At 33.2% G+C, this 12,447-nt stretch carries 8 protein-coding genes; all 8 read right to left on the bottom strand.

Features of this window, described 5'->3' with window-relative positions; genetic code table 11:
• On the bottom strand, nt 1-1,449 hold a 1,449-nt coding region (locus SOY52_RS02970), incomplete at its 3' end, for an AAA family ATPase (protein WP_320847495.1).
• A gap of 62 nt (nt 1,450-1,511) precedes the next feature.
• Nucleotides 1,512-2,570, bottom strand: a complete 1,059-nt coding sequence (locus tag SOY52_RS02975) for an acyltransferase family protein (RefSeq protein WP_320847496.1) — start codon at nt 2,568-2,570, stop codon at nt 1,512-1,514.
• A complete protein-coding gene (locus tag SOY52_RS02980; protein ID WP_320847497.1) occupies nt 2,567-2,776 on the bottom strand; it encodes an AbrB/MazE/SpoVT family DNA-binding domain-containing protein in 210 nt (69 codons plus the stop codon). Before SOY52_RS02980 ends, SOY52_RS02975 begins: the two co-directional genes overlap by 4 nt.
• A gap of 94 nt (nt 2,777-2,870) precedes the next feature.
• Entirely contained in the window at nt 2,871-3,428 is a 558-nt protein-coding gene (locus SOY52_RS02985; protein ID WP_320847498.1) for a hypothetical protein, read from the bottom strand.
• Nucleotides 3,425-3,877 (bottom strand): hypothetical protein, encoded by a 453-nt coding sequence (locus tag SOY52_RS02990; RefSeq protein WP_320847499.1) that lies wholly within the window; start codon nt 3,875-3,877, stop codon nt 3,425-3,427. Before SOY52_RS02990 ends, SOY52_RS02985 begins: the two co-directional genes overlap by 4 nt.
• Complete coding sequence (locus tag SOY52_RS02995; protein ID WP_320847500.1) at nt 3,874-6,036, bottom strand: fibronectin type III domain-containing protein; 2,163 nt, start codon at nt 6,034-6,036, stop codon at nt 3,874-3,876. The genes SOY52_RS02990 and SOY52_RS02995 overlap by 4 nt, the downstream gene beginning before the upstream one ends.
• Nucleotides 6,033-9,440, bottom strand: coding sequence for a hypothetical protein (locus tag SOY52_RS03000; RefSeq protein ID WP_320847501.1), 3,408 nt, complete (start codon nt 9,438-9,440; stop codon nt 6,033-6,035). Before SOY52_RS03000 ends, SOY52_RS02995 begins: the two co-directional genes overlap by 4 nt.
• Before the next feature lie 225 nt (nt 9,441-9,665).
• On the bottom strand, nt 9,666-12,368 hold the full coding sequence (locus SOY52_RS03005; RefSeq protein WP_320847502.1) for a hypothetical protein: 2,703 nt from the start codon (nt 12,366-12,368) through the stop codon (nt 9,666-9,668).
• Between the last annotated feature and the right edge of the window lie 79 nt (nt 12,369-12,447).

Below are 12,447 nucleotides of genomic sequence, written 5' to 3' on the forward strand. Positions count from 1 at the left end.
CCCTGTATTAGCTGTTTTATCCTTCTTTAACTCTACTATCATCGCTGGGACATCTTTTACATATGGTATAAATGCTATATCTGCATATCCCTTTCCAGCTGGTAGTTCATTTACTACCTTGTAATAACTATCTGCATAAAAGTATGCAAGCCTTATTGCACTACTAAATGATCCTTCATTATTGTATGTTAAATTACTTGTTACCTCCATGTGTGTCTTTTCTACCATCTTACTTACTGCTTCTTCATCTTTTTCCCAGGTTGCCTTTAATAATTCTCTTGATGAACGCACAAAGGACATAGTTTTACTATAAGAAGGTAAATCTTCTATTGATAATACCCATTCCTTTCTTATTTCATGGTTTGGTATAAAACATTCCTTTGTATAGCTATCAACCCTATTAAATCCTAGATAGCCAAGATGAACTAAACAAGTAAAAACATCATTTTTACATTTTATATCTGACATTGTATTGTTAAAGGTACGAGGTTCGAATTCCACTCGACCTCCAGATATTAATTTAATTACATCTTCTTCTATACCTTCAAAATCCATTCGTATCAGATCTCTTATAGATATATATGTTCCAGTTAAAGCCCAATAGCTATCACAACATTTATGTTCTATTGCTTCTATTACAGACTTTGGTGAATATATTTCTAAACCATTTAATTTATATCCATCATACCATCTCTTTAACTCAGCAAAGTCCATATTTACTTTATCACAAAGTTTCTTTACTTCATCTTCAGTAAAGCCCATATATGGAGCCATACCTTTTGGACTAATCATAGAATATTCAGTTATGTTATTTAATCCAGACTGTGTTTTATCTTTTATTATCGGTAATATTCCAGTTAAATATGCAAGTGAAATTGCAATATTCGTTGTTGAACTTTTAAATAATGATATTAATAGCCTCAAATAATCTTTTAATTCTGATGAATATAATTCATCCCTCATGATTACATCATATTCATCTATTACAAATACAAACTTCTCTCCTGTTTGAATATATATTTGTTGAATAGCCTCTGATAATGAAAAATCATCTCCTATTACAACTAGAGGAAAATATTTTCTTAATTCTGCTACAATTTCTTGATTAATATATTCTGATACACTTACTTTACCTTTTCTTGATACTATTCCATTCATATCAATTTTAATGACAGTGTATTTATTTATATACTCTTCAAAAGATGGGTCTTTTGATATTTCTAAGTCTGAAAAGATTTCATGGGAGTCACAGCCTTTTGAGTAATAGGCTACTATCATATTGGCTGCCATAGTCTTTCCAAATCTTCTTGGGCGAGAGACACAGATATAGGCATCATTACTATCAATTATTTCATTTAATTTTGAGATAATCATAGATTTATCAACATAGTATCGTTTCTTTTTCGCTTTACTAAGTTTTTCTAAACTTGGATTAACATATATTCCCATTATCTCTCTCCCATTTTACATTATTTATTCTACCATAAGTTATTACAAATTAATATTGCCAGTTAAACAACTGCTTTCTTCTTCTTTATTCCAAGTACAAGATAACGGTAAATTGGAATTCGTTTAATTACTTCATAAAGAATAAAAGTTGAGATCGATCCCAAAATTAGGGTCAAAATATAACGTAAATATACGTTTAAATTTGTAAGTGAAACAACAAAGCCAATAAATACAATTGGGGTGAAATGAAGAACATATAGTCCAAAGGATGCAGATGATAAATACTTTAATGCTTTGTTAGTTTTATCAAAATATCTTTTAAAGAATCCTATTAAGAATATTGATGCAAAGTATGCATAAATATTGGTAATTACATCTTGCAGGCAAATAGAGGAAGTGTAATCAGAAAAGTTAAATTTAACCATATAAAGTATTGCTGAAAGTATTGATATTACTAGTGAAATAATCATTGTCTTTTCAATTTTTTCTTCTACCTTTTCATCTGAAAAAATGTAGTAACCTATTAAATAGGATGCTAAATATATGCCTATTCTAAATACTGTTATTACAGGCATATTCAGGATTAAAGATGAAAGATAAATAATTACAACAGGTAGGTAGATACTTTTTTTCCCATTTAATCGATATTTTTCTAATAATTTAACTTTTATAAGTAAGCAAAGTATAAGAGAAAATAGCCAAAGAAGTTGGCTAAACCATAATACTCCAGTTCCTGAAAGCGCGTAGATAAAATATCGAATAACTATTGGTACACTTGATAAGTCTGCGTTATTCATTTTTGTATTTATCATTCCTGTTAAGAAATGAAAAACAAATAAGCCTAGTGTTGATGGAACTAAGAGTTTATGAGTTCTTGCTTTAATAAATTCTTTTACACTCTTTTTATCCAAACTATAAGCACTACTCATACCAGAAATGATAAATAGTAGTACCATGAACCATGGATAAATGAAGGTTGCGAAGCTATCGCAAAAGGAAAGGGATAGTGAATTAGGAATTCCTCCTAACACTCCAACTCCATTGAAGATGTAGCAAACATGATAAACTATTACTGATAAAACAACAGCTGTTCTTAAATTATCGATATAATTTTTTCTCATTTCTCATCACCTGTCTCAAATATCATTTTAGTAATTGCATCAAGTGACGACTTTGGTGGGATCGCAAGACCTTTATTAATATCTCCAAGTATTAGTAGGTTGTCTCCAGGTTTTATATTAAATAATTCTCTAGCTTGCTTTGGAATTACTATTTGTCCCTTTTCTCCGACTGTTACTGTCCAAGCAAATTTTCCTTCATGTGCCATAGCATTCTCCGTATAAAAAGTATGATTTGTATAACTAATCATACATCAAGAGTTTTTATTGCACAATAAAAAAACTGGGACCTTTTAATCCCAGTTAAACAAGTTTTACTTGTATTCCCCACCCTTGATATCCATCGTAAAATGGATAAAGTGGACTTTGGTAGAAAAATCCAAGTTCGACATTCCAGCCGCCTGCTAAGCGCCAGCCAATTGAACACTCAGGTCTTATCATTAAGCCATTATGAACAAGATTATAAATTCCAGCATTTGACCTTAACATTATCCACTGCTGGTACCAACCTGTATTAATGCCAAGTGAGACATTAAAACGTCCAAGTTCATATAGTCTTACTTTAAATGATAAGCCAAGCTCACCCATTTCCTCTGCAACAGCTAGACGTCCAGTATTTGAGCCCTGTGGTCTAAATAAATGTTCAAACCGTAAATACCCTGCTATTGTAACTGTATCGATATTTAACCCGATATCCATTGATGCACCAATGGTGGGGTATCCAAATAACATAACAGTATCAGCATAGATGTGTGATTTTAGTTTTACATCAACATCCTCTTTAAAGTATGGCTCTTTATCAACTGCAAATAGAGAGAGTGTTAATATGGAAAGTAAGAGTATTAATATAATTTTTTTCATACATTCCCCCAATAGTAGTATGTTAGTCCATCTGAAAGCATTAATTTTTCAGGGCCACTAATTGCAGTAGAACTAATGTAGAAATCATACTCTTCTACACTTCCATCATCAAATCTTAATGTTAATACACCATTACACTCTGTGATTGTATAGGTTTTATAGCTATAGGAGTATGAACCACTCTTATTCACTTGGGTTTTATCAACATAAGAGAGTGAGAACTTATTTTCTTTTGAATCAAAGATAAATCGTCTTGTAAAGGATGCTTCATTTTCATCTCCTGATCTATCTTCTTCATTTTCAAAATAAACCCACTTTCCACTAATATTATTTGGAAGTGTGCTATCAAACTTAGGAAGTAAGCCAAGTACTCCATTTATCTCTTCACAGGATGTGAAGAATAATAAAATGAATAAAAGTAAAATAATAATTTTATTTCTATTTCTCATAGCTTTACCTCATAGTTTTCTTCACCATCACTATAGGAGAAGGTAAAGATGTAAGAGCCTACAAATGCTTTATTTGAAACACTAATCTTTTCAAGTGAAATCTTTGCAGGATACATACCTTTTACAGTTAATCCTCCAGTATTAGAGCCCGCCTTACCAGTTCCTGAAGCATTTACATGCATCTCATAATTACCAGTAAGCTTAAAGTTCTCATTTTCACCAAAGTTGTTGTATGAGAAGTAAATTTGTCCTCCAACACCTTCCATTGAAGCTTCATACTTAATAGTGCCACCTCCAAAGTGGTCCTTATCCTCTGCTGTTCCTAAGGCCTTCATCTGTGTTGATAAGTCAGAAGCATTACCATAACCAACCATTTCAGCAATCTTTGATTTCTTCCAATATTGCTTATACTCAGCTGGAACATATGTTTGAATTTCAAATGGCTTCATTGAAACAGAATCTAAAACAGCAGCAAACTTATTTGGAGTAATAGCACCATAAGAGTCCCCTGTATGTTTAATTTCACCAAGAGTTCTTCCAAAAGAGTCAGAGGTATCGATAAAGTAGTCGTAAATAACTAATATTTCTCCAGTAGTATCTACAAACTCAGTACCACCTGTAATATTAAATTTCTTTACTGATCCATCAGAGCCATTTCGTGTAAGAATTCTTTCACCTGTAAAACTAGATTCCCATTTAATAGTAACTGGATAAACACCATTTATGTTAGCTTCTTCACTATCTAAAGGTTTTCTATTTTTAGATGCAGAAATAGTTGTAATAGGCTCAGGAAGCATTGGAATTTTCTCACTTTGAATAACTTTTGATTCAAGGCTTCCTAAGGTTACCTTAACATCTATATACCAAAGTTCTTTTAATTGGCTTTCCTTAGTTACTATTTTATCAACACTTCTAAATAATGAAACTACATTACCCTCATTCTTTGTCTCATTAAAGAGTTTGTTACCATCCTTTGAATAACCAGTAATTTGATAGCAATACTTTTCAGTTCTTTGGCTATCACCAGCACCAACTGGTTCATCAAAATTAAGCTCATATCCTATTTCTGCAATATTATTTTTAGGAAGCAGAGTTACATTTCTTACAGGAGAAAGTAAATATCCTGTTACTACAGTTGCAGGGGATGAACCAATATCATTATATGCTATTACAGAGTAGGTATATTCCACATTTTCTTTAACATCTGTATCTACATAGGTGTAGTAGCCATCTGCATCAGGAGAAGAGAGTTCATTACCAAAGTCTTCAGAGAAAATTATCATCTCTGATGATCCTGGGTAATATCTTTTAATTAAGTACTTACAGCTTGCACCTTGGCTTCTGAATTTTAAGGTAATGCTATCAGTACTATCAGCTTTAGTAACATATGGAACCGCTGGAGAAGAAGGGGCTCCAGGGATAAAAGTATACCCTGAACGAGGCAAACTTATCTTTGCACTATTTCCAGTAGGACCTACTCCTTCAATTGCAAAAAACAGTTCCTTACCATTTTCCTTACCATCTTCAATTTGATAGGAGTATGCAAGGTTGTATGATTCACGAGAAGCTTGTACTGTTGCAATATACTCACTCTCTAAACCCGATACAGAGGAAAGAGTTGAACGATAAATATTATAAGACTCAACATTTGGCATTTGTGTCCATTCAATGTCGATAGTACTAATACTAGTTCCTTTTGATGCCGAAATATTACTTGGAGATGATAGTATTGTTCCTGTTGTGACAATCGATGCTTTACTTACATTACCATCAAAGGTATGTGCCTTAACTCTATATGTGTAGTAAACTCCAACCTTTAAATTAGTTTCATCTGTGTAGAAGGTATCTAAAATACTTTCTTCAATTTCCTTAAAGGTAACTGCATCTTCATCAAACTCAGGAGTTAAGTGCTCACAGCGCTCTAAAGTATAGTAGTCAGCACCCTCTACACTACTCCATCTAATTACAATTTTATTAGTGTAGTATGATTTTGTAGCATTAATTGTTCTTGGAGCTTCTCCTGAGAATACTGGGCTATTGCTACTATTATCTTTTGAAGAAGAATTTCCCGGCTTAGTTACTTCTCCATTTGTCATCAAAATAGAAGCATTACAGGAAATTAATAGAATGGTTAATAGAAGTAAGATTAGTTTTCTCATAGTAAGATCCTCTCTTTAACCTCTGTAACATCTACTTCAATGCCATTAACGGTAACACTACCACCATTATTTACACCATTACCATTTGTCACATAGTAATCATTAAATGTAATAGTAGCACTACCGTATAGATATGGTAGGTCTATATTGAGTGTTCCAGAAATACGCTCTAAGGCATCACTTTCAGTAGTATTTAGATAGCCACTTGCTTGATCCTTTTGAACCATCATTTCAAGTCTTCCATTAATAATACATTTATTGCTACTAAAGTTTGTAAACTCACCATAGCCATTAGTTTTTGGGTTATATAATACAAATCCACTAGTTCCATTACATGATGCAAATTTAGCATTTGAAGAGTAATCATAGGTTCTTAATCTATCCTCCCACCAATCGCTATTGAATTTACTATCAGCTGCAGAAACAGCAGGTTTTAATGCACCAAGCAAAATACTAACAACCTCATGGGCATATATTTCGTTATATAAGAAGCTTACATTTACTTCATTTGAAGTATTATTTGAAGAAAGTGGAGCATTTTTATTCTTAGACCTTGCACTAACACTTGCTTCAACAGAGTTTGAAAGTGTAGTTCGCTCAAGATAAATTGTAATGTTTCCAGTTTCATCCTTAAATATACTTCCAACTACAGGTTCTGCAGGAATTGATTGCGAAATTTCTTCAATACCAAATTCCTTTTCAACGTTATTAATACTTACAATATATCCTGTTGCATCTAAAACTGGTTTAAAGGAGACAGAAATAATATTATTTCCTAAGTCTGATACAGTTAACCTTGTAGGTGTCATTATAGGATATCCTACGTTTGAGCTATAGTTACTGTTGCTATCACAAAGGCTACTTATCTGGATTGGACCTTCCTCTTCTCCAATAACGGTAGAAACAGAGTACTCTCTGATTCCAGATACATTAATATCATTGGTTGTATTTGAGGTTGTGTAATTTAGATGATGCCAAGTTAAACCGTCATCTCTATAGTAGACGTTATAACCGGTTACGTTATCTAAAGCTTCCCAAGAAAGCTGTACCATATCTCTATATTGTGATTTAGTAGCAGTTATCTCTGTTGGTGCTTTTATCCAATGTCCTTTTACTAAATTTTCTGCTTTTGCAGGTGTTGACCCAACATATGCTTTTACAGAGAAGTAGTAATCACGGGAAAGAGGATTATCAAGTCCTGTAATTGATTCAACATCACTTGATCTTAAAATAAATCTTAATTCATTTGTAGCATCAACAACTGCAGTTTTAATGGTAGAACTTCCATTTACTTCAGGGTATACAGATACAAGATATCTAGTTGCACCTTCAATTGGTGACCAAGTTACTACTATCTCCTTAGCTCTTGAATCAACAATAGGGATAATTCCACCTAATACTCTACCTATTGTTTCTGGTCCATCTGCTGACACTGAGTCATCACTACTAACAACTTTTACCTTTATAGAGATATCTTGGCCAAACATATTCTCTGGGATATCTAAAATTTCGTATTTACTTTCTTCTACAAATACTTCTTTATCAAGATAACAAACTTGATACCCCTTAGCGTTTTCAACGCTATCCCAAGTAACCAAGACCTTATCGTTATAACTATTAATTGAAGCCTTTAAGTTCTTAACAGTTTCTAATGCACTTCCATATACAGAGTTAGAAGCAGGATAGTTTCTTACATATTTATAATCACTATCTTCTGCATTAGCTGTATAAACAGGCTTTACTATGTAGTAACTTGAGTAGCCAGGAGTAACACTAAATTCATAATATGGAGTATCAAATGGGATTCCTGATGCAAGAACAGAGTAGTTCATATCACTATTTTGTTCATATACTGTGTATGTAATTTTGTTTGTATCGAAATCAGGGAAAACTAAATTTGGATTAACGCTCCATGTTAATTTAATTTTATCATTTAGTGCACTTTCATTTGCTGTAGCATTTAATGAGTTTTCAACAATTATTGGAATAATATCTTCACCCTTAAATTGAATGAAAGCTTGTCCCCCATTTTGATAAGTTGCAGTATATTCTTCGTTATCACTATCAGGAAAATCAATTTTTACTGTGTAGAAGAAACTTTTAGGATCTCTTCTTTGTTCTTCACTTAACACAATTGTGTCAGTAAATGGATTATTTGGGTTATCAAAGCTCTTTGATAACTCATTATCAATTTCACTTGATGATATTGTATCAATTAGTTTTCTATTTATTACTATACTTGAAGAAGGTGGTAGCTCATGAAAGGTTTCTATGTTAAAGGTACAAATCCTACCATTTCCTATTGTTTCTTCCTGAGTTAATACAAAGGATTTAACCTTTGTATCGGCACGATAACAATTTTTAATGATGTTATTATCTGTTACAACCTCAGTTGTAAAATAAGAGTTTTCACCTGCACTAATTTTATAACAAGTTGTTACACGGTAATCATAATCTTGATTTGGAAGAGCTTTATTATCGATGATAGACATTTCATATGATTCTTTTTCAAGATTAGTACTATCATCTGGTTCAAAATACTCTTCATTTAACTCATTTCTAACTATATCCCAAGTTGATGAACCAACTAAAGAGCGTTCTACTAAGAATAAAATTTTAGTGTTAGTTAAGCCCGAATTTATTCCAGGGCTTACCCAAGAAAGATGGATTCCATCTGTTTGGTTATTTATTACATTTATACTTTTAATTGCAGATGGTTGATAAGACACATCAGAAGAAACTGAAACTGCCTTCTTTTGAACAATTTGACCATTACAGGTTAATACTGCAGTAACTGTAATTGTTTCATTTGAACCAATGTAACAATTAGTTATTACCTCTGCATCAGATGGAATATCATCTTGTGTGTAGTCACCCAAATAAAAGTAAACCTTACAATCGATGATATCTCCGGCTGTTAGAATAGAACCAATCTTTTGATATGATGTGTAGAAGCTTAAAATTGAATCCTTAATTATTGGTGTTACATTTACATTATCAACAATGGCACCTTCATAGATATCACTATACGCTGACTCAAGTACTCTTGATTGTAACTTTGATGCTGCTTTTACTCTAAATACAAAGCGTTTATCATTTTCATTTGGAAAGGTTGATAGAGAAAAAGTATTAGCTGTTGTTGCATACTTTTTCATCTCTTTTCCTGATAGGTAATCTGTAGCACTTAGATATTCAACTATATAGTGTGTTGCGTTATCTACATCATCCCACACTAATTCAATCCTGCCGTTTTGACAGTCACTAATAACTCTCACGTTCTTAGGACTCTCTATATATTTCAGAGCAGGTACTAACTCTTTTCTTTCTTCTTCCTCAGGTGTTATAGCACATGAAAATAAAATCAGTGCTATTAGAAGAAGCATTAATAATCTTCCTTTTCTCATAACTCCATAAATACAATAAAGTTGTAATTATACAACAAGCAATATATGTATCCAAATATGATAAAAAAAGCAAGATAAGTAAAGGTTACAAATTATAACTATTATGACAATTTGTTACATTTTGTCATAATCAAACAAATCTCCCTTGGCATGTGAGCTTACCAAGGGAGAAAGATCGATCTATCTTAAATGCTGAGGGGCAGCATGTAAGAAACAGAATAATTATTAATTGGATAAATCAGCTTGAGTTGTTTGATGTTTATAGACTGTGTAGCCTTCAGAATCTGTTTCCGTTATAATTGCTTTTCCATAGTCGTCATATGACTTAACAGATTTTGAAATATTAGTATTCTTTATTCTGAAGTTTGATGTTTCAGGAAGACTGATAAAACCATCAATATTACAATCAGTAAAAGTAACAGATGAACCTCCGGCAAAAATTCCATAAGTATTAGTACTTCTCACAATCACATTACAATTATTCAAAGACATGTTGCCATTAGAATTATTGTTGAACATACAATCATCATATCTAATTCCTGATAAGTCAAAAGTCATATTTTCAGCTATAAAATCAATATAATTCTGCATACCTTGTAAAAAATAACTTATTACTACAGGGTTAACTTTAATAGTTCCATTCTTTAATGTAATACTTCCAAGAGAAGTTCCCCAATGCATTGCCTGGCGTTCATATCCAACAGAACCGACGGGATTCATCCTAACAGTATAAGTATGATTATCGAAATCCACAGTTATATTATCTCTGACTTTAGCCCCATCCCTACTTCCAATACCACTTCCAGAAGTAACATCTTCGGCAAGTTTTATAGTTGTTCCACTTGATGCATGATTAATTGCAAAAGCAAGATCGGTAAAAGAACCTCCAGTTATCTCTATCTTAAGATTCGGACATGGATTTGTATTGCTATGACTATCATCAAAAACAAAGTTTCCTTTGAAAACTCCATCTTTAATTACTAACTTATGTACAGCATGATCTTTTTCTCCCGAACAAGAAATACCGATTTTACCATTAATCAAGCTATCGCCCTCTACTGTAACACTTGGGCCTTCATATGAGGCATACCTACATACATCAAAAGCAAAACCTTTATCCTTTGCAATTATGGTTGAATCTTTTATAACAACGTTTCCGTTATTATTCGACATAGTATAACAAGTGGTTCCTAAGAGATTTGTTCCATCTACAATTACATTTTCCAATGTAAGATTAGAATAGTTCTGAATCAGCATTTGTATTTCGTTGTTATCGATTGCCACATTTAATGTTCCGTTTTTCACTGTCAAAGTGTTATCTTTAGCAAGATGCATTGCCTGTGACTCATAACCAACACTTCCCATTGCAGGACTCTTAAACGTATAGGTATTTCCATTCAGATCAAGAAAAATATTTCTACCTTTACACTCTGGCCTTTCAGGATCAGGGAATCCAAAAGATGGGCCTGCTAAAACATTGCTAAGAAGAGTAATCGTTGAAACAGAATCTCCTGCATTGTATGGGGATGCATTGATTGCTGCCTGTACTGATGTATATTTAACGCCATTCATTTCAGCAACATATGCTTCTTCAGGTACTGTATAAGAAATCGCATATGGGCTGAACCTCTTTGTCTTTATAGTCAGCAGACCTGAATCAGCATCATAGAAGTAGGCTCCGTTTTCATTTGTGATTGTCTCATTCAGGCTTGTAAGGTTCTGCATTGCTGCACTATCGTGAGTTACTGTAACATTCTGCAGACCAGTCTGGAGCTGAATTTCCACTGTTACATAATTTTTCAGATTAGATATATCCTTTGAAATCTGTTTACTGCTTGTCGCACTTTCTGTAACTGTAATTATTGCAGTCATTCCGATTTCAAGGTTGAGACTAGTATTTGTTGCTTTTGTGGTATCGACAGACAGAGAGAATGCAATAGAAGTATTTGCTGAAGTAGCACCAGCAGAATCTTCGTTCTCCTCAATAGCTTTATCTAACGCATCCAGAGCAACGTCATTTGGAATGGTAGCAGTAACTTTTGAATCAGTTTCAGTATCTGACTTCTTATTAATAACAACATCATTTGATGCACTTACATCAATAGAATCAGAGTAAACAATTTTATTCATGACATCCGGATTGATGGCAGGATCAAACTGTGCGGGAACAATGTACTCTTCAAGAGAACCAGTAACAGTTGTTGTCATATTTCCATAAACTGTTGCGACAACACTTCCGGAAGCATAAACGATATTATCCTTTACGATATCAACAGTGACTTTATATGTACCAGCAGAAAGCGAGAATGTATTATCAGTCCCAGTCTGCACTGCACCTGTAGAAAGTTTAGAGACTGTCACAATCTTTGTAAAATTATCCTGATCAAATTTCGAAGAATCAGATTTCTGAGGTATTATTTCTATGTTTTCTACATCAACTAGAAGTGTACCTTTTCCCGATGTATAGGGATTTACAGTAACCTTAATGATATTTGATGATCCCTTCTGTAATGTGGTTGTAGTTACACCGTTATAGGCGAGTCCTGTTGTTTTATATGATGTATTACTCTTTCCATCTCTTGTATATGCATACAGAGTAAACTCCCATACGCCCTGAGAGAAACCGGGTATAGTAACTCCTGCCAGACCTGTATCTTCGTCCGAAGGAGTATTATTGCCTGTTTTTATCCAAGCAAAGTTAGTCTGACCACTGATAAGGCCTGTATCATCCTTCTTTACCGCCTTGTATGCCCAATAGTAATCATCGGCATCAAAAGCTTCCAATGATGCTGTCAAACTTCTTGAAGTTGACTCATCAAAGCTAACACTAACAGTTTCGTCACTAACTGGAGTTATTTTATTCTCGCAAGAGATAAACAAACTCGCAATCATCAAAACTGTCAAAAGAATTGCTGTAAACTTTTTCATGTTTTACGTCTCCCTCTTTTAATTTATAGTCACAGAAGCACTTCCATAGCCGGAAGCGTTCCAGAATATACACATAACT

It is taken from the genome of Bullifex sp. (genome assembly GCF_034103065.1).
GTDB lineage: Bacteria > Spirochaetota > Spirochaetia > Sphaerochaetales > Sphaerochaetaceae > Bullifex.

Bases quoted from the DNA above. Each gene is read 5' to 3' on its own strand.
- SOY52_RS02980 (WP_320847497.1), bottom strand. From the start codon at position 2,776: ATGGCACATGAAGGAAAATTTGCTTGGACAGTAACAGTCGGAGAAAAG.
- SOY52_RS02995 (WP_320847500.1), bottom strand. From the start codon at position 6,036: ATGAGAAAACTAATCTTACTTCTATTAACCATTCTATTAATTTCCTGT.
- SOY52_RS02985 (WP_320847498.1), bottom strand. From the start codon at position 3,428: ATGAAAAAAATTATATTAATACTCTTACTTTCCATATTAACACTCTCT.
- SOY52_RS03005 (WP_320847502.1), bottom strand. From the start codon at position 12,368: ATGAAAAAGTTTACAGCAATTCTTTTGACAGTTTTGATGATTGCGAGT.
- SOY52_RS02990 (WP_320847499.1), bottom strand. From the start codon at position 3,877: ATGAGAAATAGAAATAAAATTATTATTTTACTTTTATTCATTTTATTA.
- SOY52_RS02975 (WP_320847496.1), bottom strand. From the start codon at position 2,570: ATGAGAAAAAATTATATCGATAATTTAAGAACAGCTGTTGTTTTATCA.
- SOY52_RS03000 (WP_320847501.1), bottom strand. From the start codon at position 9,440: ATGAGAAAAGGAAGATTATTAATGCTTCTTCTAATAGCACTGATTTTA.